Source organism: Polaribacter sp. 20A6 (assembly GCF_011378915.1).
GTDB lineage: Bacteria > Bacteroidota > Bacteroidia > Flavobacteriales > Flavobacteriaceae > Polaribacter > Polaribacter sejongensis.
In genome coordinates this window covers 504,179-527,682 of the sequence record NZ_WTPZ01000004.1, presented here as the reverse complement: position 1 = coordinate 527,682, position 23,504 = coordinate 504,179, and the positions used below count along the sequence as shown (strand labels likewise).

At 31.5% G+C, this 23,504-nt stretch carries 15 protein-coding genes and 1 riboswitch; of the genes, 7 read left to right on the top strand and 8 right to left on the bottom strand.

Translation table 11 applies throughout. The annotated features are described in order from the left end of the window. Window positions 1–72: 72 nt before the first annotated feature. Entirely contained in the window at window positions 73–3,264 is a 3,192-nt protein-coding gene (locus GQS57_RS12340; protein ID WP_165733150.1) for a TonB-dependent receptor, read from the top strand. Window positions 3,265–3,283: 19 nt separating this feature from the next. Next, window positions 3,284–4,612: a RagB/SusD family nutrient uptake outer membrane protein gene (locus GQS57_RS12335; RefSeq protein WP_165733149.1), complete on the top strand. Its 1,329-nt coding sequence runs from the start codon at window positions 3,284–3,286 to the stop codon at window positions 4,610–4,612. A gap of 579 nt (window positions 4,613–5,191) precedes the next feature. Here GQS57_RS12335 and GQS57_RS12330 read toward each other — a convergent pair. From GQS57_RS12330 to metK, 8 genes are all read right to left on the bottom strand, one after another. After that, window positions 5,192–6,256: a polysaccharide lyase family 7 protein gene (locus GQS57_RS12330; RefSeq protein WP_165733148.1), complete on the bottom strand. Its 1,065-nt coding sequence runs from the start codon at window positions 6,254–6,256 to the stop codon at window positions 5,192–5,194. A 53-nt stretch (window positions 6,257–6,309) separates the two neighbouring features. Next, window positions 6,310–6,744 (bottom strand): RbsD/FucU domain-containing protein, encoded by a 435-nt coding sequence (locus GQS57_RS12325; protein ID WP_165733147.1) that lies wholly within the window; start codon window positions 6,742–6,744, stop codon window positions 6,310–6,312. A gap of 87 nt (window positions 6,745–6,831) precedes the next feature. Then, window positions 6,832–7,602 carry an SDR family NAD(P)-dependent oxidoreductase gene (locus tag GQS57_RS12320; RefSeq protein ID WP_165733146.1) on the bottom strand — a complete coding sequence of 257 codons (771 nt, stop codon included), beginning with the start codon at window positions 7,600–7,602 and terminating at the stop codon, window positions 6,832–6,834. 272 nt (window positions 7,603–7,874) lie between these two features. Continuing rightward, entirely contained in the window at window positions 7,875–9,002 is a 1,128-nt protein-coding gene (locus GQS57_RS12315; RefSeq protein ID WP_165733145.1) for a polysaccharide lyase family 7 protein, read from the bottom strand. 7 nt (window positions 9,003–9,009) lie between these two features. Further along, the gene (locus GQS57_RS12310; protein WP_165733144.1) at window positions 9,010–9,738 is read right to left on the bottom strand and encodes a FadR/GntR family transcriptional regulator; all 729 of its coding nucleotides are present in this window, start codon (window positions 9,736–9,738) and stop codon (window positions 9,010–9,012) included. A 44-nt stretch (window positions 9,739–9,782) separates the two neighbouring features. Continuing rightward, complete coding sequence (locus GQS57_RS12305) at window positions 9,783–11,060, bottom strand: Nramp family divalent metal transporter (RefSeq protein ID WP_165733143.1); 1,278 nt, start codon at window positions 11,058–11,060, stop codon at window positions 9,783–9,785. Between the two features lie 21 nt (window positions 11,061–11,081). After that, window positions 11,082–12,980 (bottom strand): NADP-dependent phosphogluconate dehydrogenase, encoded by a 1,899-nt coding sequence (gndA, locus tag GQS57_RS12300; RefSeq protein ID WP_205860262.1) that lies wholly within the window; start codon window positions 12,978–12,980, stop codon window positions 11,082–11,084. 450 nt (window positions 12,981–13,430) lie between these two features. Continuing rightward, window positions 13,431–14,687: a methionine adenosyltransferase gene (gene metK / locus GQS57_RS12295; RefSeq protein ID WP_165733142.1), complete on the bottom strand. Its 1,257-nt coding sequence runs from the start codon at window positions 14,685–14,687 to the stop codon at window positions 13,431–13,433. Between the two features lie 420 nt (window positions 14,688–15,107). After that, window positions 15,108–15,231: riboswitch (SAM riboswitch) on the top strand. 123 nt (window positions 15,232–15,354) lie between these two features. On the opposite strand from metK, the gene GQS57_RS12290 reads away from it, so the two are divergent. From GQS57_RS12290 to GQS57_RS12270, 5 genes are all read left to right on the top strand, one after another. Continuing rightward, window positions 15,355–16,629 carry an O-acetylhomoserine aminocarboxypropyltransferase/cysteine synthase family protein gene (locus tag GQS57_RS12290; RefSeq protein WP_165733141.1) on the top strand — a complete coding sequence of 425 codons (1,275 nt, stop codon included), beginning with the start codon at window positions 15,355–15,357 and terminating at the stop codon, window positions 16,627–16,629. Window positions 16,630–16,716: 87 nt separating this feature from the next. Continuing rightward, window positions 16,717–20,121, top strand: a complete 3,405-nt coding sequence (thrA, locus tag GQS57_RS12285; protein WP_165733140.1) for a bifunctional aspartate kinase/homoserine dehydrogenase I — start codon at window positions 16,717–16,719, stop codon at window positions 20,119–20,121. Between the two features lie 152 nt (window positions 20,122–20,273). Beyond that, on the top strand, window positions 20,274–21,443 hold the full coding sequence (locus GQS57_RS12280) for an O-succinylhomoserine sulfhydrylase (RefSeq protein ID WP_165733139.1): 1,170 nt from the start codon (window positions 20,274–20,276) through the stop codon (window positions 21,441–21,443). Window positions 21,444–21,580: 137 nt separating this feature from the next. Further along, entirely contained in the window at window positions 21,581–22,786 is a 1,206-nt protein-coding gene (locus GQS57_RS12275) for a polysaccharide lyase family 7 protein (RefSeq protein ID WP_205860261.1), read from the top strand. A 144-nt stretch (window positions 22,787–22,930) separates the two neighbouring features. Further along, window positions 22,931–23,344 (top strand): Rrf2 family transcriptional regulator, encoded by a 414-nt coding sequence (locus GQS57_RS12270; protein WP_165733138.1) that lies wholly within the window; start codon window positions 22,931–22,933, stop codon window positions 23,342–23,344. The last annotated feature ends 160 nt before the right edge of the window (window positions 23,345–23,504 follow it).

Here is a 23,504-nt window from a genome sequence, read left to right as displayed (position 1 = left end):
CCAGTTTGGGTGACCAAATTGGATTACCAATTAAAAATATAACTCTTTAATTAATTAAAATTAAATTTTATTATGTCGAAACACAACATTATTAAAAAATTAAGTACATGCTTCTTTTTGTTAGCATCGCTTTTTGCTTTTTCTCAGCAAAAAGTAACGGGTACTGTAACAGGAGGTGTAAGTGAAGGCTTGCTACCTGGGGTTAGTATTCAAGAGAAAGGAACAACAAATGGTACTTCAACAGATTTTGATGGAAACTATTCTTTAACAGTTTCTAATGGAGATGCTACTTTAGTTTTTAGCTATTTAGGTTTTGCACCGCTAGAAGTAAAAGTAGACAACAGAAATAATATCAGTGTAAATTTAGTAGAAGATGCTAGTGCACTTGATGAAATTATTGTGGTAGGTTATGGTACTAGTAAAAAATCTCACCTTACGGGTTCAATTTCTAAAATTGGAGGAGAAGATCTTGCATCTGTTCAGGTTGCACGTGTAGATGAGGCTTTAACAGGTAAGTTATCTGGTGTTTTAATTCAAAACCAAAGTGGAGAGCCAGGTTCAGATCCAAAAATTCAAATTAGAACAGGATCATCTCTTTCAAGCAATTCAGATCCGTTAATTGTTGTAGATGGATTTCCTATTTCTGGAAATTTAGCAACAGTTAATCCAAATGATATTGAAAGTATGGAAGTATTAAAAGATGCTGCTTCTGCTGCTATTTATGGTTCTTTGGGTGCAAATGGTGTAATTTTAATTACTACTAAAAAAGGGAAGACAGGGAAATTAAATTTCAGTTATAATGCCTATACAAGTGTTTCTAGAAAATATGTGAAAGACATTGATATGCTTAAAACTTCTGGAGAATGGGCAAAAGAATTGCAAACAGATGCTTATGATCTTACACAAACAGATGCTGGATTATTAGAGTATAGGTTATGGGGTTATGAAAATGCACCAGATGTGGTGAGTATGGAAGATTGGCTTTTTCAAGATGGTTCTACAACAAGTCACGATTTTAGTGTGAGTGGTGGATCAGAAAATATAAAAGCATTTGCTTCTGTAGGATATTTAAATACTGAAGGTATTGTTAAAGGACAAGGTTATGAAAGATTTAACGGACGTATGAATATTGATGCTAATTTGAACGATAAGTTTAAGGCAGGATTAAGTATGAATGGGTTTTATGGTAACCAAGATATTGTGCCTTGGGAAATGAGAGACCTTTTAAGAGCATATAGTATTAGTCCTATTTATCATACACAAGCTTCAATAGATTTTGTTCAAGAATTAGATACTAGAAGACAAGCATTAGCTGACTCTGGTTTTACAGGTAATAATATTGGTCGTTCATTTGACCAAGATTATAGAGGTATAGGTTTAGATGCTACAAGTATTTATGATTTACAGCCAGGTGATGTTGCTCATGATTGGCAATATGGTAGAAATCAGAATGGTATTGGAGGAACTGGTGATGCAGGTGTAGCTGCTAAATTTGACAATTCAGAAAGAACTAAAAAAACATTTTATGGTAATGTAAGTTCTTATTTACAATATGAAATAGCTGATGGGTTAAATATCAAAACCATTTTTGGAGCAGATGTACAAGATGTACAGTTGTATTATTATAGAGGAATATTATCAGATGGTCAACAACGTTCTAATCAGACTGCTTTAGACATCTCAGATATTAAAAAATCTACCATTTTAAGTACAACTACTTTAGATTACGCAACAGTAATAGCTGATAAGCATGATCTTTCTGCTGTAGTTGGAGTTGAACTTGTAAGTACAAAATTTAAAGGTTTAGAATCTTATGGATCAAATGTGCCGATTAGTTTACCTTTAAATTACTCTTTATTTAATGCGGAAGATGTAGTGTCTAACAGAATTGATGAAGTGCAAGCAAGAAGAGGTATTTTTGGTAGAGTTGCTTATGCATATGACGATAAATATTTAGTATCTGCATCAATTAGAAGAGATGGTGATTCTCGTTTTGGAGCAAATGAAAAATATGCAGTATTTCCAGCAGTTTCTTTAGGTTGGAATGTACATAAAGAAGATTTTTTACAAGACAATGAAACATTAAGTACATTAAAACTTAGATTTAGTATGGGATCTTTAGGGACTTCATCTGATTTAGGATCTTACAGTTCATTAAGTGTTTTAGGAACTTCTTCAACTGCTTTTGGTACAGGGTTCTTAATTCCTGATGAAGTTGCAAATGCTGATTTAACTTGGCAAACAAATAAAGAAACTAATTATGGTGTTGATACTGGATTTTTAGATAACCGTTTAAAATTTAGTGTAGATTATTATACATCAGATGTGAATAACATGTTGATTCAACAAAGTGTTTCTGAAGTTCTTGGTACAGATCAGGTTAGACTTAACCGTGGAGATATTACTAGTTCTGGTTTAGAGTTAGAATTAAATGCTAGAATTATCCAAAATGATGAGTTTACTTGGAGCATGGGAGCGAATTTATCTACTGTTAATTCAGAAATTACAAGTTTAGGAGCTGTAGACGAATTACCTCGTCAAATATATGGAGGTCCTAGTGGTAGAGGTGTTGAGTTTAGAAATTATGTTGGTGGAGAACTTGGTGAAATGTGGGGATATGAAAGCGCAGGTCAAGTAGAATCTATTTATATAGAAGACCCAACAAGATCTATTGGTTATACTAGTGGTGTACAATACGTAGTAGATCAAAATAATGATGGTCAAATCACATATGAAGATGATTACGTAAAGTTAGGTTCTGCTACTCCAGATTTTTATTGGGGAGTATCAAGTAATATGAATTATAAAGATTTTGATTTATCATTCCAGTTGCAAGGATCTCAAGGAGCAGAATTATATAATATCGATCCTATCTATTGGCAATCTCAATTCCGTGATGCAACAAACACTGCTTTTGATGCTAATAGTGACGGTATTGCTGATAATAATGGTAAACATTATTTACAAACTAGAGATGTACATGGAGCTTTAATTCAAGATGCATCATACATCGCACTAAGAAACCTTACTATTGGTTATACTCTTAATTCAGATTTTACAAGTAAAATGGGTATTGGCTCATTGAGATTATATCTTGCAGGTACAAATTTGTTATATATAATGGGTAATGATTATACTTCATTTAATCCTGAAGGGATTGAGACCGAAAATAGTAACTACGGAGGTCCAACAACTTACGGATACCAAGAAGGTGCAAGTCCAATTGTTAGAAGTTTTACTTTTGGATTAAATGTTAATTTTTAATTAAGAAAAAATGAGAAAAATGAAAACTATATATATAGTATTAACGGCAATGATGTTATTTACATCATGCGATAATGACTTAGAACAAACACCCGCTTTAGATTTAGAATCAAGTAATTTAGAGGTATATGGTCCTGTTTTAAATGCAGCATATTATTATCATACAGGAGTTGCAATGTCACAAATAGTTTTAGGTGATTTTAGAGCAGATAACATGTTAATGTTAGAGGATCCATTTACATCTTTAGATACCTATGATCCAGATTTATCAGGTGGAGATATGACAGAAGCCTTTTTTAATCCAATTTATACAAACCTGTACAAGTCAATCTTAAGTGCAAACAATGTAATAGAAAACTCATCGGAGTCTACAGAGGTAGCAGAAGCAAAGTTTTTAAGAGGTTTATCTTATTTTAAACTTGTAACAATTTTTGGTGATGTTGCAGTAAATTTATCTGCTACACCAAGTACTTCAGATTTATCTATTTTGGAGAGACAACCAGCTGAAGACATTTATAATAATGTAATTATTCCAGATTTTCAAGCTGCTATAGCTGGTTTAGACAATTCTGGATTAGAAGAAGGTAGAGCAACACAAATTGCTGCACGTGCATTTCTAGGAAAAGTTTATATGCACAGAGGTAATTTTCCGAGTGCAGTAACAGAGCTTGCTTCTGTTGTAAATGGAGCTGCTGCTGCAGGTGTTAGTTTAGAAGCTAACTTTGAGGATGTTGTAACTGATTTAAGTTCAGAAAGATTATTTGCAACTCAATTATCTACATCGGTTTCAAATGCTGAAGGTTCTTCTATATCTTCTACATTTGTAGGATGGTTTGAAGGAGCTGATACAAAATCTCTTACTCCGTTAGACCCTCGTTTAACTGCTGCATTTGACGCAAGTACTGATACTGCTGCAAATACAGATTTAAGAAAAGCGTTAACAGTTGATGCCGTTAATGGAGTAGGTGTAAAATACACTGGAGGTCTAGAACAAGATTTTATTGAAATGAGATTGTCTGATGTTATTTTAATGTATGCAGAGGCTTTAAACGAAACTAGTTCTCCTGCAAGCACTGTACTTCCTATGTTAGATGATATAAGAAGTAGAGCAGGTTTAAATAGTTTAACAGGTACAATAAGCTCTCAAGCAGATGTTAGAGAAGCAATTGCTAAAGAAAGAAGATTAGAGTTAGCTTTAGAAGGACATAGATGGTTTGATTTGGTAAGAACAGGTACAGTTGATGCTGAAATGGGATTATCAGTTAATCCTAACTATTATGTATTTCCAATTCCAACATCAGAAATAACAGCAACCAATGGAGTAATTACTCAGAACGCTGGTTACTAATAATTAAGTTTTTAAATTGGTTTTTACTAAGGGTTGCAACTTTTAAAAGTTGCAACCCTTTTTTTTGTATTCTAATAAAATTATTTTGCAATACTATTAATACAGCACATGGTTTGTTTTAGTCTTTATTTTTAACCCTGTAGTAAAGTATTTTGGAAGGTGTTATTGGTTTTGTTATCTGTTTATGATTGTACATGGTTTTACTGATAACATATAGTAGTTAACCTATGATTTTAGGTGTTGAGCATTCAAGAAAGTTGAAAGCTAAAGAGGATTTATTAATTGGTTTGCCCTTAATAAAAGATGATTACCAAGTAAGACTGTATGCTATTGAATAGTTTGAAGACGTTTTATATTCGAGAGTATTAGATATTAAGATGACTATATTCTTTTCTATTAAAAATAAGGTAATGATATCTATCAAAGTAATTTGTTGTAATTGGTGAAGGTTTAATTGTATTTATACTTTATTTTTAATCATAAAAAAAGCTCAAAATACCAATGAAGTGTATTTTGAGCTTTAAATAAATATAATAAGTATATCCTTTTTTATAATAAAATCATTAATTAAAATTGATATTATTCTTCATCAGGCAATGTACCTTCTCCCACAGTTCCTTCTCTAAACCAAACTTCTGCATAGCATCCGTTGGCATATTGTTTAGCGATATCACCATTGTAAGTTTCAGATCCAGTACTCCAAACAATATTATCTTCAGGATTTTTACCGTTTGTTTGATTGTAAGCACCTTGTTTAAAATAATTTATTTCTCCAGCATATGCATTTTCACGTTCTACACCATCTCGACCAATTGCTGCGTAAAGTGATAATATTTGTTGAGGAATATCTGACTTTTTAGAAAAATCTGATTTCAACAAGTTTTTTGTAAACTTAATTGTTTCATGTCCTTCGCTTGTAAAAGTTAAATACATGATGCCTTTATATACATTAATTTCATAACTAAATTCCTCACCTAATTCAATTCCATCTTTAGGTTCTTCAGGGTATGTGGTAGCATCAGGTCCAACAACAGACATGTCATTTCCCCAAACGGCAGATGAATAATCCCATCTCCCAGAATTATCTCCTTCTGTATTAATTTCATAATTCCAGAAAACAGATCCTTTTGTATGACCAGGAAATTTTTTATAAAATATTTTGATTGGTTCATTTTCATGACCTTCATCACTATGAATTTGTCCTACTACAACAGAATAAGAAGCGGCTACTCTAGCATCACCAGAAGTAGAAACATGTTGTACTTTTAAGGTACCCGTTAATTTACCACCTGTTTCTGGTATCCAATGTTTTTTCTGACCTAGTTCTGTTCTTGTATTACTAGATGTTCTAGAAGTAATACCAGCGTTAGGTGTTTTATAAACTACCCAATCAGTTCCTTCTTCATTCTCTACATAAAAAAAGTTTTTATGTTCCACGTCTACTAATTCTTTATACTTTGTACCGTCTCCACAAAGAATACTCCATTCGTTTAAAAAGGGTAATACATCACTAGGGTAAGTGACTGCTTCTAATTCTTTAGACTGCTCTTTTTTTTTCTTTGGATTAGAACAACCAATTAACAATAAACCTAAGCTTATCATTAAAAAAGACTGTAAAGATGATTTAGTGATTGTTATTTTCATTTTGTTTCTATTTTAGATATATAATTCTTATAAATGCACTCGGAATTTTGTTTTTAAAAGTTTCTTTCTTCTGCCATTTTAACAACACCAACAGTTAAAATCAAATTTGCAAAACGACGTTGTTCTCCAGTTTGAATAATTAAGGTCGTATTTTGATCTCTAATTTTATCATAAAAAGCATAACGTTCCATTTCGTCCCAAGTTACATCACCTAATAAATTTTTATATTCATTATGAATTTCGGCATTTGCTTCTGCTGGCTTTTCCATTACAATTGCACCTTGTACAGGACAAACTTCTAAAATACCTTCTAGTACGGTAAGTGCATCTAAAAGACCCGGACGAAAATTAAGATGTACAGTGGTTGAGTTAGGGCCTGTCATTGCGCCAACAGGTAAATTACCATCTGCGATAACAACTTGTGCAAAGTGACCTGATCTTGCAAGCACTTCCATTATTGTTGGGTGTATGACTGCTGTTTTTAACATAATTTAATTTTTTAGTAATTGATTAAATTTAAAACACTAGAGATCAGTAAAGTTCCTAGTGTTTTAATATCTTATTAAAAGCTATAATTACATATTGTAAACACCACCATTAATATCTAAGGTAGCACCTGTAATAAATCCATCATATTCTGATGCTAAATATAAAACAGCACGAGCTACGTCCGCAGCATTACCAGCTCTTTGAATTGGAATTCCAGCAGTTGTTTCTGCTGCAGATTCTTTTGTTGTGTGTGTATTATGAAAAGAAGTACCAAGGATAAGTCCAGGAGCAACAGCATTTACTCTTGTTCCTTGAGGGCCTAATTCTGTAGATAATGCTCTTGTAAATGTTAAAATAGCACCTTTACTTGTCGCGTACACTAAAGATCCTGGATGACCACCTTTACGTCCTGCAAGTGAAGCCAAATTAACGATACTACTATTGTCATTTTTTGCAAGATGAGGTGCTGCAGCTTTTGTTACAAACATCATAGAAGTCATGTTAATGTCCATTACTTTATGCCAGAATTCTGCTTCCATTTCTCCTATCAGTTTTCTTGCAACAAGCGATCCTGCGTTGTTAATAAGAATATCTAAACTACCTAATGCTTCTATTGTTTTTTCTACTACTTTATTAGCATCTGCTTCTTTGGTTAAATCTCCTGCAATAGCAATTGCTTTCTGTCCTTTACTCGTTGCATATTCTACTAATTGGTTTGCAGTATCTGCACTAGAAAAATAATGGATTGCTACATGCGCACCATTATCTATAAAATGTTTGGTGATAGATTCCCCAATTCCTTGTGCACCAGCAGTGACTAATATGTTTTTTCCAACTAATTTATTATCGTTCTTCATGTTATTCTTGTGTTTGTTAGTTTTTTTTAATGGACTAATAAATAAAATTATTAGTGTCCGATTGTTTTTTTATTTAGTTTGATAAACCTCTTTAAAATAAGGGGGGTACGTATTTATTAAATGACAGCCTTGTTTTTTTGAAATAAGATTAATTAGAAAGGCAAGCTAATTTTAGTTTAGGTTACACTTGTTTGTGAAGTCTTTGTTCTTAATTCTAAAAGCGAAGCGGTCTTTTGTCTTTTATCGGACAATAATGAAATAAAATATTTCTTTTAGTGTTTTGCTTCTTTTTGATACAATAAATCATTTTTAGAAAAATAACCATCGTTAGAAACTGAATTACTACTTATAGTGATGCTCGCAGTTTTAAACCAAACTTCTGCATAGTTTCCATCTGCATATTGTTTTTTGACATCTCCACCATGTGTTTCTGCACCAGAACACCAGTTTCTGTTTACTTCTGGAGATTTTCCGTTAGTTTGATTGTAAGTTCCAAGCTTAAAAAAACAACCTTCACCTGCGTAAGCTTCTTTGCGTTCTACACCATCTTGACCAAGCGGTCCAAATAATTTTTTCGTTTGTTCAGGAATATCAGCTTTTGTTGTGTATTCAGATTCAATTAAGTTTTTTGTAAACGTTTTAGTTTCGTGTCCTTCACTTGTAAATTTCAAGTTCATGATTCCGTCTTTAACTTCAATTTCATAACTAAATTCTTCACCCAATGCAATTCCGTCTTTTGGTTCTTCTGGCGGTGTGTTTGCATCTGTACCAACAACTGAAAAGTCATCACCCCAAACAGCATAAGAATAATCCCATCTTCCAGAATTATCTTCTCCTGCTGTATTTATTTCATAATGCCAAAACACAGATCCTTTTGTATGTCCTGGGTATTTCTTATAAAATATTTTAAGAGGTTCATTTTCGTGCTTATCTGCACTATGAATTTGACCAACAACAACGGCGTGTGAAGCGGCTACACGAGCATCTCCAGTTGCAGATACATTCATGACTTTAAGTGTAGCTGTTAATTTGTCATTCGCAGTTTTAGGATACCATTTTTTTACTTGCGCTAATTCTGTTCTTGTATTGTTAGATGTTCCGTGTGTGTTTCCACCGTTAGGTGATTTAAAAACAACCCAATCTCCGCTTTCATCGCTTGTAGCGTAAAAGAAATCTTTGTTTTCAAGGTTGTTTGCAACACCAACATTAGTACCGTCTCCTAATATTAATTTCCAATGATCGAAAAACGGAATAACGTCATTTGCATAAACTGTTTTTTTAGTTTCTTTTTTAATTTCACTTTTATCAGCCTTTTTAGGCTTGCTATTACAACTATTTAATACTAGTAAAATGGTAAGTACAAATATGGTTGATGCAGATTTAATCATTTTTTTATTCATTTTATTTTTATTTAAGTTCAACTTTGTTATCATTTAAATCGCTACTTTTAATATGTGTAGATAATTTATTAAAATGTTTTTTCATCATATTAGTAGCAAGGTTAGAATCTTGAGACTCTATGGCTAAATAGATATCCTCGTGTTTTTTTATTTCAGAAATCAATTTATCTCCTTCACAAACCGTTTTTCTGTCGTAAGTAGCAAGAATAGGTGGCGTAATTAAAAGCATTAACGAAATCATTGTATTGTTTTTACTTGCTTTTGCGATTGCCAAATGAAATAATAAATCCTCTTCTAAATAATCATCTCCTTCAGTAAGTTTAGCCTTAAAATCATTTAAAGTGTCTTTTATACGTTTTAAGTCTGTTTCTGTTCTTCTTTGAGCAGCTAAACTAACAGTCTTTAACTCTAATGATATTCTGGTTTCTACGAGTTCATTAAAAGTAGGAGTGTTTAGAGAAATAATTTCATCTACCATTCCATTAAAACCTGTTAATCCAATACTTAGAATAGTACCGCTTTGAGACATTGATTTTATAACTCCATAAAACTCTAATTTCCTGATTGCCTCTCTAATGTGATTTCTTTTTACATCAAACTTTTCAGACATAATTCTCTCGGAAGGTAATTTGTCTCCTCGTTCTAAATTTTTAGAGTTAATTAAATCTCTAATCATGCAAATTACATTGTTTTCTAAGGTTTTCTTTTCGTTATTATCTATCAGGCTTATCTTCATAAAATTGATTATTCTATTATTTTTAGGGGTTCTACGTAATTATTTTATTGAAAATATTCTAAAAGAGCTAATATTCCATTGTAAGAAATGATGCACGCAAATAGCAGTGATGCATATAATCCTATATTTACAAAAAGACTTGTTTTGTAGCCTTGCATTATTTTTTTATTATTTACTATTAAAATAATTCCTAGAATAACAATTGGTAAAACAAACACATTAAAAACTTGCGATAAAATTTGAATTTCTATTGGATTTGCTCCAAAAGCAGGACCTATTAATGCAACCAAACACGCAATTGCAGTTATGATTCTAAACTGACGCGAATTGGTGTCTAGTTTTCCTGATTGATAATCGGCAATTAATAAAGGAGCAATTAGTAAACACGGGAAAATAGAAGATAAACCAGCACTTAATGCTCCAAAAAAGAAAATTGAAACTGCCCAACTCCCTGCAACAGGTTCTAAAGTATTTGCCATATCTAAAACTTGGGTAACTTCTTTCCCTTGGTAATACAATGCACCTGCAGCGACTGCCATAATAACACCACTAATAATAAAGATTAAAATTGCTGCTGTTATAGAATCCTTTTTTTGTTGATCTAAATTTTTAATAGTCCATCCTTTTCCTTTTACAAACAAAGGCCTTGATAAAAAGGTAGCTGATGCCATTGTAGTACCAACAAAGGCTGCAACTAACATTTTACCACCTGCTACGTCTGGTATTGTTGGTATTAAACCTTTAACTACATCCATAGAAAGTGGCTGTACAAAACATAAAGAAAGTATAAATGAAAGCCCCATTAAGCTTACAAAAATGACAAGTATTTTTTCGAAAAAGGTGTATTTACCTACCAACATTAATAAGTAAAAAGTAATAATTATTACAATTGCAGTAATTAAAACGGTTTCATATTTATAGGCGATTAAACCTTCGAAGTTCATGGCTAATATTTCAAAAATAATATTGGCAGAAATACCTAAAATTCCCATTAAAGAGTTCCATTGGCCAAACGTAATACCAACAATGATTAAAATGGCGAATATTTTACCATATTTAAAATGTTTTTTAAAGCCATAAAGAGCTGTTTCTCCTGTTATTAAAGCATAATTTCCATAAGTAAACATTAGTACACCAGAGAAAAGGCAACTTATTAAAAGTACCCATAAGAGTTGCATGTTAAATTTACTACCTGCAACAATCATAGAAGTTACACTACCTGTACCAATGGTATATCCAATGGCGAAAATCCCAGGGCCAAATCCTAAAATAACTGCTATTATTTTTTGTAGGAATGACTTTTTATTTTGGGGTGTTGTCATAGTTAATTGTTTTTTATTTAGTTAATTATTCCATTCTGTATGATAGAATTTATTTGATTCGTCATTAATTCTTTGGTAGGTATGAGCCCCAAAATAATCACGTTGTGCTTGTATTAAATTTGCTGATGAATTTGCGATGGCAAAACTGTTTAAGAAATTAATAGATTCACTAAAGTTAGGAATCGGTAATTCATTTAAAATACATTCAGAAACTGCTTTTTTAACACTAGGTTTTAGCGTTTTTATTTTATCAATGATGGTTTCATCAGTTAAAATATTGTCTGTAGATTTAAATATGGTAACCAATTCTACCATTAATTCAGATCTAATAATACAACCGTTTGTCCAAACTCTAGCCAATTCACTTAAGTTCAAATTCCATTGGTAGTTTTTAGACGCTTCTTGTATCAATTTAAAACCTTGATAATGATTCACTATTCTTGCAAATTGATATGCTTTTAAAATATCATCAATGGCAACGTTAAAATTAGTGTTGATTTTTGTTGCTAAATTTTTGCTTGCAGCAATTCTTTCATCCTTATAAAAAGAAGTATAACGAGCAAATAGAGCAGTAGCAATCATAGAACTTGGCACTCCTAATTGAGCGGTAGTTATGGTAGTCCAGTTTCCTGTTCCTTTATTTCCTGCCTTATCCATTATTTGGTTCACTAACCAATCATCACCTTCTTTTTTTCTTAAAATATCGATGGTGATTTCTAATAAATAGCTGTTTGTTGTTTCTTTCCAAGATTCTAGAATATCTGCTATTTCATCCGGATTATGCCCTAATGCTTTTAACATTACAAACACTTCTGCTAACAATTGCATTTCTACATATTCAATTCCATTGTGTACCATTTTCACAAAATGACCACTGCCTTCTGTACCTATATAGGTGCAACAAGGTAAGTTGTTGGCATCTTTAGCAGCGATAGCTTCTAAAAAAGGTTGCACGCCTTTATAACTTTCTTTGCTTCCTCCGGGCATAATAGATGGACCTTTTAAAGCACCTTCTTCTCCACCAGAAACCCCAGCGCCAACAAAATGAATGTTTTTACCTTTTAGATAATCAAAGCGTTCTTTGGTTTTATTGTAGTTTGAATTTCCTCCGTCTATTAAGATATCTCCATCTTCTAAAAAAGGCAATAGATCTTCAATAACATTATCTACAATTTTACCAGCATTCACCATTAACATGATTTTTCTTGGCGTCTCTAGAGAATTTACAAAAGATTCGATATGGTCAAACGGAAGACTTGTTGCTAATTCTTTAAATTCATTTTTAAAATTTTTAGCAACATCTTCTTCTATACCTGGAACATGTCTGTTGAATAGAGATATATGAAACCCTTTATTAGCTAAATTTCGAGCAAGGCTTTTCCCCATAACTCCTAATCCGAATAATCCAAATTCCGATTTTTTTGATAATTCCTTACTAATCACTTTTACAATATTTTTAGGCGTTAAACTTATATCGACTTTAATAGCGTTTTTTGGTGCTTCTAAAATGTCAAATTGAGATTTCAATAAATCAGCACTCATAAAATGACCTTCACGTTGATTTATTCTTTCTTTAATTTGATTGAAAGAACCATCAAGAAAAACCCACTTTACACTATCTTTTATGTTTGTGTTTAAAATATCACGATATTTCTCTTTCAATGCAGAACAAACTATAATGCAACCTTTATCCTTTAATTGTTCTATTGCTAATTTGTTTAATGTTTGTAACCAACCGAATCTATCATCATCATTTAAGGCTTCTCCATTAGACATTTTTAAAATGTTTTTCTTCGGATGAAAATCATCTCCATCAAAAAAAGGAACATTTAATTCTTTAGATAATAAGTGACCGATGGTGCTTTTTCCACAACCAGAAACTCCCATAATAAATGTAATGTTTGTTTTAAAATTGCTCATATTTTTTTGGTTAACCAGTTTGGGCACCCAAATATATGTTTTTTAAATTAAAAGTACCTGTATCCTGTTCTTTTTTTTGAAAACAGATAATTGCTTGAAAATTAGTTTAAAAGATGTTTTTTTCTGTAACATAATTCTAATGTGTATAATTTATTAGAATATGGTTTTAAAGGAGTTTAATTTTAGAGGTAGAAAAAAAATGATAAAATATCTATTCGTATAAAGTTTTATCGATGGATTATTTATCAAAAATAAAAGAGTAAAAATATCTTTTGTTGATTAAGTGAGTGTCCATTTATTTGAACGAAATATAAATGAACTTTGTTTTTTAGAATACATTTTAGCTTTCTAATTTCTGATACTATTTTAAGTGTAGTTAAATATATTCAGCATAAAAAAAGCCTCTAGAAAATAAATTCTAAAGGCTTTTTTTAATTATATTTTTAAGTTTTACAACTTAAAAGCTTCTTTAATTGCATCTACATAGTCTAATTTTTCCCAAGTAAAAGTTTCTACTTCTTCGCTCGTAGTTTCTCCCATAGGATTTGTAAATGTAACTGTTTTTACTTCTGGAGTTCTTCCCATGTGACCATAAGCAGCAGTTTCAGAATAAATAGGGCTTCTTAATTTTAAACGTTTTTCTATAAAATAAGGACGCATATCAAAAATAGCTTCTACTTTTTTACTGATTTCTCCATCAGTTAAATCAACAGTAGCTGTACCATACGTTTCAACATTTATACTTGTTGGTTTAGCAACACCAATTGCATAAGAAACTTGTACCAAAACTTCTTTACAAAGTCCGGCAGCAACTAAATTTTTAGCAATATGTCTTGTTGCATATGCTCCAGATCTATCAACTTTAGAAGGATCTTTTCCAGAGAAAGCACCACCACCGTGAGCTCCTTTTCCTCCGTAGGTATCAACAATAATTTTTCTACCTGTTAAACCAGTATCACCGTGAGGTCCACCAATAACAAAAACACCTGTTGGGTTAATGTGGTAAGTAATATTGTCTGTAAATAATTTCTGAAGATGCTCAGGTAATTTTGCAACCACTCTAGGAATTAAAATTTCAACAATATCTTTTTTAATTTTTGCTAACATCACATCATCAGACTTGTCAAAATCATCATGCTGTGTAGAAATTACAATAGCGTCAATTCTTTGTGGTACATTATCATCAGAATACTCAATAGTAACTTGAGATTTAGCATCTGGACGTAAATAAGGAATATCTTTATTTTCTCTACGTAAAGCAGCTAATTCAATTAACAATCTATGAGATAATTCTAATGCTAAAGGCATATAGTTCTCAGTTTCATCAGTAGCATAACCAAACATCATTCCTTGGTCTCCTGCACCTTGTTCTTCTGGGTTTGCTCTATCAACACCTTGGTTAATATCTGGAGATTGTTCGTGGATTGCAGATAAAACTCCACAAGAGTTTCCATCAAACATATAAGCTCCTTTGGTATAACCAATTTTGTTAATTACATCTCTAGCAATTTTCTGTACATCTAAATACGTTTTAGATTTTACTTCTCCTGCTAAAAATACTTGACCGGTTGTAACCATGGTCTCACAAGCCACTTTACTAGATTTGTCGAATGCTAAAAAGTTATCGATTAAAGCATCAGAAATTTGATCAGCAATTTTGTCTGGGTGTCCTTCAGAAACACTTTCTGAGGTAAATAAATATGACATAATAAATCTTTTTTAATATTAAAAATTGATTTTTTTTAAACGTGTTCTTCCTATTGGAAATCAAGAAAAATAAAAAGAGATTGCATAAGTCGCTGAAAGTAGTAGAATATTACTGCTTTAGCATTTTTTGTTTCAGCAGATATAAATATCAGCGTCAGAGGTTGCAATCAGTTCAAATTTTTCCTCTAAAATTCTTTGCAAAGTTACAGCTTAAATTCTAATAACATAATTTTTAAGCATAATATTTTATTATGGTATCATCAATAAAACAAACTTCATTGTTTGTTATTTATTTGATACTTATTAAACAAGGGGTTTTAATGTGATATTTATATTTCTAAAAAATAAATTGATTTTTTCTTGGTTATTAAATTTTTCTAAACATATATTTGCATTCAGAAAGTTCAATAACTTATCGAAATGTTATCAAGAAAGGTGGAGGGAAAGACCCGTTGAAACCTTAGCAACCCTTTTCGTGAGGAAAAGAAGGTGCTAAATTCTACTTAATTTCAGATTCATTTATCAGAAATTGGATAGATAACCCATAAACAATTACACTTCCGTGTATTTGTAAAATTCTTAATAACATTTTTCTAGTAAGTACATCAAATTTTTGATGCATTCGACTTTTGGTTTAATCATTTATTAACTCAAAAAAAATAGAAAAATGAGTACGCACAAATTAGCAACAAACGCACTACATGCAGGGCATGATGTAACACAAAATGGAGGAACAAGAGCAGTTCCTATTTACCAAACATCATCATATGTTTTTAACAACTCAGAACATGCTGCAAACCTTTTTTCATTAAAAGAATTAGGTTTTATTTATACTCGATTAAATAACCCAACAAACCAAATTTTACAAGATCGTTTAGCGGCTGTAGAAGGCGGAATTGGAGCCGTAGTTTTTGCCTCTGGGACAGGTGCAATTGCAACGGGTTTATTAACACTTTTAAAAGCAGGAGACCATATTGTAGCTTCTAGTAGTTTATATGGTGGAACGTATAATTTATTAAGTGTAACCTTACCAAGATTAGGTATTACAACTACGTTTGTAGATGCTGATAATCCAGATAATTTTGCAGCTGCAGTTCAAGAGAACACAAGAGCATTTTTTGTAGAATCTTTAGGGAATCCTAAATTAGATGTGTTAGATTTAGAGGCAATTGCTGAACATTCTAAAGCAGCAGAAGTTCCTTTTATAGTTGATAATACAGTGGCAACACCAGCATTATTAAATCCTATTAAGCATGGAGCAAATCTTGTAATTCATTCTTTAACAAAATATATTGGCGGACAAGGAACTTCTTTAGGAGGAGCAATTATTGATGCTGGAACTTTTAACTGGGCAAACGGAAAATTCCCTGAATTTACAGAGCCTTCTGCAGGGTACCATGGTTTAAAATATCATGAAGCTTTAGGTGCAGCAGCATTTACTTTTAAATTAATTTTAGAAGGGTTACGTGATTTTGGTGCAGCTTTAAGTCCAACAAACGCATTTAATATTATTCAAGGTTTAGAAACTTTACCAGTTAGAATTAAGCAACATTCTAAAAACGCATTGGCTTTGGCAACTTGGTTAGAAGCACAAGAAGAGGTTACTTGGGTAAACTATCCTGGTTTAGAAAGTAATAAATACAAAACGTTAGCAGATAAGTATTTGCCAAAAGGGCAAAGTGGTTTGGTAACTTTTGGAGTAAAAGGTGGTTTTGAAGCAGCAAAAACAATCGCTGATAATACCAAATTATTCTCTTTATTAGCAAATATTGGTGATACAAAATCATTAATTATTCACCCAGCAAGTACAACGCATCAACAATTAGATGAAGCTGCACAAGCAAGTGCAGGTGTAAGTCAAGATTTAATTAGGTTGTCTGTTGGTATTGAAGATTTAGAAGATTTAAAAGCAGATTTAACAGCAGCTTTTTCAAAAATATAATGAGTGTGTCTGTTCAAGCGCAGTCGAGAACTATTATTATTTTTGACTGCGCTTAAATAGACAATAATTTAAAATTCAGTAAATAACTTGGAACATCCATTACAACATATCAAAATAAAAGATTTTACTACAGAATCAGGTGCCTTAATTTCGGAAATGAATTTAAGTTACCAGGTTTTTGGTCAAGATTTAGGAACAGCTCCTATCATTTTGGTAAATCATGCACTTACGGGTAATTCTTATGTTGCAGGTAAAGAAGGTTGGTGGCGAGATATTGTTGGAGATGAAAAGGCAATTAATACTAAAACCTATACCATTTTATCCTTTAATATTCCTGGTAATGGTTTCGATGGAATTTTAATTGATAACTATAAAGACTTTATAGCGAGAGATGTTGCAAAGATATTTTTAGAAGGTTTATCAATATTAAAAATTGAGACTTTATTTGCATTGATAGCAGGTTCTTTAGGTGGAGGAATTGCCTGGGAAATGATGGTGTTAAACAACAATTTAACGCAACATTTTTTACCAATTGCAACCGATTGGAAATCTACAGATTGGTTAATTGCCAATTGTCAAATTCAAGAACAGTTTTTGGTAAATTCTAGCAATCCTGTGCACGATGCAAGAATGCACGCAATGTTGTGTTATAGAACGCCAGAAAGTTTTAAAGAACGTTTTCATCGATCTAAAAAAGAAGATTCAGATATTTTTGATGTAGAAAGTTGGTTGTTGCATCATGGTAAATCGTTGCAAGAACGCTATCAATTATCGTCTTACAAATTAATGAATCAATTATTAAAAACGATTGATGTTACTGTTGGCGGAAAAAAAAATATTGAAATTCTAGATAAAATTGATGCAAATATTCACATTATTGGTGTGAATTCAGATTTGTTTTTTACTGCGGAAGAAAACAGAGAAACACATAAAAAGTTAGCATTAACAAAAGATAATGTTACGTATAACGAGATAAATTCGGTGCATGGTCATGACGCTTTTTTAATGGAATATGATCAATTGCAGAAAATTATTGAGCCTATTTTTAATAAAGATTATAGAGAAAAGAAGATGAAAGTTTTAAAATTTGGAGGAAAATCTTTAGCCAATGGTGAAGGATTAGAAAATGCAATAGAAATTATTGCAAGTAAATATAAAGCCGGAATAAAAGTAACTGTTGTTGCCTCTGCAAGAGGGAATTCTACAAACGAGCTAGAAGCTATTTTAGATAAGGCAGCGTCAAAAAAAGAGTATAAAACCAAGTTTGAAAAATTTAAAGCATATCAATCAGAACCAAATAGTTCTGTAGACTTTTCTCAAGAATTTTCTAAATTAGAAACTATTTTTGAAGGTGTTTCTTTATTGGGAGATTATAGTCATAAAATTAAAGATGAGGTTTTAGCTCAAGGAGAATTGTTGTCTGTAAAATTGGTAGCAAGTTTGTTAGAGAAAGAAAATATTTCTGCAAATGCAGTAGATTCTAGATCTTTAATTATTACTGATGAAAACTTTGGAAATGCACAACCTATTCCTGCGGTTTCTAAAGAAAATGTCATTAGTTTTTTCAAAAATAATGACACAACAGTTAATATTGTTACAGGTTTTATAGCATCCAACAAAAAAGGAGAAACCACTACGTTGGGTAGAAATGGTAGTAATTATACAGCAGCTTTATTAGCTAATTATTTAGATGCAGATGAGTTACAGAATTACACACACGTAAGCGGAATTTTTACAGCAAATCCAGACTTGGTCGCAGATGCTAAAAAGATTGAGCAATTATCGTTCTCAGAAGCGAATGAAATGGCCAATTTTGGAGCCACTATTTTACATGCAAAAACCATTATTCCGTTATTAGAGAAAAACATCAACCTTAGAATTTTAAATACATTTCATAAAGAAGATAAAGGAACTTTAATCACCTCAGAATCTTCATCAGCAAAAGGAATTAAATCTATTGCAACGATAGATAATGTTGCTTTATTAAATTTTGAAGGGAGAGGTTTGTTAGGTAAAGTAGGTGTTGATGCTCGTATTTTTAAAACCTTAAGTGATCGGAATATTAGTATCAGTATTATTGCGCAAGGTTCTTCAGAAAGAGGAATTGGGTTAATTATTGATGCAGATAAAGCACAAGAAGCGGTTGCTGCCCTAGAAAGAGAATTTGAAAATGATTTTTATTCGCAAGATGTAAACCATATTTCTATTGTACATAATGTGGCCGTAATTTCTATTATTGGTCAAGATTTAAGTGAGTTTCATTTACCATATAATGCCTTAATTAAAAACCAAATTGTACCTGTTTTATTCAATAACACGGTTACTGGGAAAAACGTGAGTTTGGTGGTTAAAAAAGATCAATTACACAAAGCTGTAAATGTTATTCATGGGCAAGTTTTTGGAGTTACCAAAAAAATAAATATTGCCATTTTTGGTAAAGGTTTAGTTGGTGGTACTTTAATTGATCAAATTATAGAAAACACACAATCTGTTTTAGAAAGAAGAAAAATTCAATTGAATGTTTTTGCAGTGGCAAACTCTAAAAAAGTGTTGCTAAATAAAAACGGGGTTTCTAAAGATTGGAAACAAAATCTATTAGAAAACGGAGAAGAAAATGTAAATGTTGATGATATTATCGCTTTTGCAAAAGCGAATCATTTTGAGAATTTAATAGCAGTAGATAACACGGCAAGTGTTAATTTTGTAAGTAATTATATTCCGTTTATAGAAGCTGGTTTCGATTTGGTTTCTTGTAATAAAATAGCGAATACATTATCATTCGATTTTTACAAAGAAGTAAGAGCGAAGTTGAAAGAATATAAAAAACAGTACTTGTACGAAACTAATGTTGGTGCAGGTTTACCTTTAATAGATACGATTCGTTTATTACATGAGTCAGGAGAGAATATCACCAAAATTAGAGGTGTTTTTTCAGGAAGTTTGAGTTATTTATTTAATACTTTTTCTGCTGAAAATGTTCCTTTTTCAAATACGTTGCAAGAAGCAATAGATAAAGGTTTTACAGAACCGGACCCTCGTGAAGATTTAGGAGGAAATGATGTTGCTAGAAAATTATTAATTTTGGCAAGAGAATTAGAGTTAGAAAATGAATTTGATGAGGTTGAAATCAAGAATTTAATTCCAGAAAATTTAAGAGAAGGTTCCGCTACTGATTTCTTAGGGAAATTAGAATTATTGAATGATGAATATCAAAAAATAAAAGAAAATCAAGAGCCAAATCATGTTTTACGTTATATTGGCGAATTAAGTGGAGATTTATCTCAAAATAAAGGAAAATTAGAAGTGAAATTAGTTTCCACAGATAAAAGTACTCCTTTAGGTTCTTTAAAAGGTTCTGATGCAATTTTTGAAATTTATACAGAATCTTACGGAGAACAACCAATTGTAATTCAAGGAGCAGGAGCGGGAGCAAGTGTTACGGCAAGAGGGGTTTTTGGAGATATATTAAGATTAGCAAAACATAATAACTAAATAGTTGGCAGTATTTCAGTCAATCACGATTTAAAAAAAGAAACAAGATTAAAAAGAGACAAGAATCAAGACGAAAAAATAAGAGAATTATCAATTTTTGTCTTGGCTCTTGATTCTAAAAGCGAAAGCGGTCTAACAATCTAATAATTACAATGAGCAAACATTTCGAAACAGAAGCAATAAGAAGTCAAACAGAAAGAAGTCAGTTTTCTGAACATTCTACACCTTTATATTTAACCTCTAGTTTTGTTTTTGACGATGCAGAAGACATGCGTTCATCCTTCGCAGAAGAAAAAGAACGTAATTTATATAGTCGTTTTACAAATCCTAACACAACAGAATTTGTAGATAAAATTGTGGCAATGGAAGGAGCAGAGGCAGGTTATGCTTTTGCAACAGGTATGGCAGCTATATTTTCATCATTTGCAGCTTTGTTAAGTGCCGGAGATCATATCGTTTCTTGTAGATCTGTATTTGGATCAACACATGGAATGTTTACTAAATATTTACCAAAATGGAATATTGAAACTTCTTATTTTAAGGTTGATGAGGTAGATTTAATTGAAAGTTTGATAAAAGAAAATACAAAAGTTCTTTATATAGAAACGCCAACAAACCCAGCTGTAGATATTTTAGATTTAGAGTTGATTGGTAAAATTGCAAAAAAACACAACCTTATTTTTATTGTTGACAACTGCTTTGCAACACCATATATTCAGCAGCCAATTAAATTCGGAGCAGATTTGGTAATTCATTCTGCAACAAAATTAATTGACGGACAAGGAAGAGTTTTAGGTGGAGTAACAGTTGGTAGAGCAGATTTATTAAGAGAAATCTATTTGTTTGCAAGAAATACGGGTCCAGCAATGTCTCCTTTTAATGCTTGGGTGTTGTCTAAAAGTTTAGAAACCTTATCAATTAGAGTAGAAAAACATTGCGAAAATGCTTTGAAAGTAGCTTCTTTTTTAGAAGAAAATGAAAATGTAGAGTTTGTAAAATACCCATTTTTAAAGTCGCATCCTCAATATGAAGTAGCTAAAAACCAAATGAAATTAGGTGGAAATATTGTTGCTTTTGAAATAAAAGGAGGAATTGAAGCAGGAAGAAAATTTTTAGATGCTATAAAAATGTGTTCATTATCGGCAAATTTAGGAGATACAAGAACTATTGTAACCCATCCATCTTCTACAACTCACGGACGTTTGTCTGAAGAAGATAGATTAGAAGTTGGTATTACAAATGGTTTGGTAAGAGTTTCAGTTGGTTTAGAACATGCAGATGATATTATTGCTGATTTAAAACAAGCTTTAAATAATAATTAATAATAGTTGTTTTGGTTGTTTAAAGAGTTGGTTTTAATCTCTTTATTTAATTAAATAATAATTTTATTTAAAATTACGCTAAATTGGTTAACCAATTTTGTACTTTTAAAAATTCAATTATTAATGTTATTATTTTTATGAAAATTTCTTTCAGATTATTATTTGTTGGTGCATTATTTTTATCTTATTTTTCTTGTAGTTCTGCAGATTCAGATGAAGAAATAGTAGATATTTTGTCTTTATCTACGATTGCTGAATTTTCTGCAAGTCAAGAAACACAATCGGTTACTGTAACTGCTAATGCCTATTGGTACACGAGTAATAATAATGATTGGATTACAATTTCACCAACAAATGGAATTGGTAATAAAACAATAAATATTTCTGTATCATCAAATACGGAATTTAATACTCGTACAGGTAGCATTACTGTAATTAGCGGTGATTTATCGGAGTCTTTAATAATAACTCAAGCTGCAAGAGAAGAAATAACAGGAGATTTAGATCCTAATAAAGTACCTTCTCAAAATTTTGATTTAGCTACATGGAATTTAAGTATTCCTATTAATAATGGAAGTGGTGTTGCTAAAACAATTACTGTAAGTGAACTTAATGGAGTATATAAAAATGATACTTATTTTTATACTGCTAATGACGGAGGAATGGTTTTTAAGTGTCCAGTAGACGGATTTAAAACATCTACAGGTACAAGTTATACAAGAGTTGAGTTTCGCGAAATGTTAAGAGGAACCAATACTAGTATAGATACCAAAGGAGTTAATAAAAATAATTGGGTTTTTGGTACTGCTCCGCAAGCGGATATAACTGCCGCTGCAAGTTATGACGGAGAAATGTCTGCAACACTTGCTGTAAATCATGTAACAACTACAGGAGATTCTGGTCAGCAAGGACGTGTTATTGTTGGTCAAATTCATGCAAATGATAACGAACCTATCCGTCTTTATTATAGAAAATTAGCAGGTAATACTTTGGGGTCTATTTATTTTGCACACGAACCTGTAGAGGGAAGTGGAGCTGAACAATGGCATGAAATGATTGGTTCTAAAGATAGTTCTGCTTCAAATACTTCAGATGGAATTGCTCTAGACGAAAAATTTAGCTACAATATTAAAGTTGTTGGAGATGATCTCACGGTTACTATTATAAGAGAAGGTAAAGCAGATGTTGTTAAAACTGTAGTTATGGCAAATAGTGGTTATAATAATGGCGGACAATACATGTATTTTAAAGCAGGTGTTTACAATCAGAATAATACAGGAGATGCTGATGATTATGTACAAGCTACTTTTTACGCTTTAGAAAAGTCGCACACTGCAAATTAAGTTATCGTTAAAAATACTTAGATTTTAGATTAAACTATAAACCCACTGAGATAATACTTAGTGGTTTTATAGTTTCAAAAGTTATTTATAAAAAAGTATATCCTACTATTTTAGTATAGTAATTAAATTGTGTAATTTTGTACTATGCTATCAAAGAAAACAAAATACGGAATTAAAGCACTTACTTATCTTGCAAGACTAGAAGATAAAACGCCTGTTTCTATTGCTACGATTTCTAAAAATGAAAATATTTCTTTAAAATTTTTAGAAACTATTCTTTTAACCCTTCGTAAAAACGGGTTGTTAGCGTCTAAAAAAGGAAAAGGTGGTGGCTACTATCTTTTAAAGGAACCTAAAGATATTCAAATGACTACTATTATGAGAATCTTAGAAGGGCCAATTGCCATGATTCCTTGTGTTAGTTTAAATTTTTACGAAAAATGTGCCGATTGTCCTGATGAAAACCTTTGTGCTGTAAATAAGTTAATGGTTCAGGTAAGAGATAGTTCTTTGCAAATTTTTAAAAATACTACTTTGGCAGATTTGTGTAATTGCTAAAACTATAAGTCATTTCGAGGAGGAACAACGAAGCCTTCTTTTTGTTTTATTTATTATTAATTGCCATTTCTAAGCACTAAGCAAGTAGCAATCTCTTAATTATTTCTTTCCGTCTTTAAGTTGATATTCAACTTCTTTTTCCAATTAATATTTAGTACAA

What these genes read in the sequence shown, in the direction of transcription:
- GQS57_RS12290 (WP_165733141.1), top strand. Translation starts at nt 15,355, where the DNA reads ATGAGTACGCACAAATTAGCAACAAACGCACTACATGCAGGGCATGAT.
- GQS57_RS12315 (WP_165733145.1), bottom strand. Translation starts at nt 9,002, where the DNA reads ATGAATAAAAAAATGATTAAATCTGCATCAACCATATTTGTACTTACC.
- metK (WP_165733142.1), bottom strand. Translation starts at nt 14,687, where the DNA reads ATGTCATATTTATTTACCTCAGAAAGTGTTTCTGAAGGACACCCAGAC.
- GQS57_RS12270 (WP_165733138.1), top strand. Translation starts at nt 22,931, where the DNA reads ATGCTATCAAAGAAAACAAAATACGGAATTAAAGCACTTACTTATCTT.
- GQS57_RS12330 (WP_165733148.1), bottom strand. Translation starts at nt 6,256, where the DNA reads ATGAAAATAACAATCACTAAATCATCTTTACAGTCTTTTTTAATGATA.
- GQS57_RS12310 (WP_165733144.1), bottom strand. Translation starts at nt 9,738, where the DNA reads ATGAAGATAAGCCTGATAGATAATAACGAAAAGAAAACCTTAGAAAAC.
- gndA (WP_205860262.1), bottom strand. Translation starts at nt 12,980, where the DNA reads ATGAGCAATTTTAAAACAAACATTACATTTATTATGGGAGTTTCTGGT.
- GQS57_RS12275 (WP_205860261.1), top strand. Translation starts at nt 21,581, where the DNA reads ATGAAAATTTCTTTCAGATTATTATTTGTTGGTGCATTATTTTTATCT.
- GQS57_RS12335 (WP_165733149.1), top strand. Translation starts at nt 3,284, where the DNA reads ATGAAAACTATATATATAGTATTAACGGCAATGATGTTATTTACATCA.
- GQS57_RS12340 (WP_165733150.1), top strand. Translation starts at nt 73, where the DNA reads ATGTCGAAACACAACATTATTAAAAAATTAAGTACATGCTTCTTTTTG.
- GQS57_RS12325 (WP_165733147.1), bottom strand. Translation starts at nt 6,744, where the DNA reads ATGTTAAAAACAGCAGTCATACACCCAACAATAATGGAAGTGCTTGCA.
- GQS57_RS12280 (WP_165733139.1), top strand. Translation starts at nt 20,274, where the DNA reads ATGAGCAAACATTTCGAAACAGAAGCAATAAGAAGTCAAACAGAAAGA.
- GQS57_RS12320 (WP_165733146.1), bottom strand. Translation starts at nt 7,602, where the DNA reads ATGAAGAACGATAATAAATTAGTTGGAAAAAACATATTAGTCACTGCT.
- GQS57_RS12305 (WP_165733143.1), bottom strand. Translation starts at nt 11,060, where the DNA reads ATGACAACACCCCAAAATAAAAAGTCATTCCTACAAAAAATAATAGCA.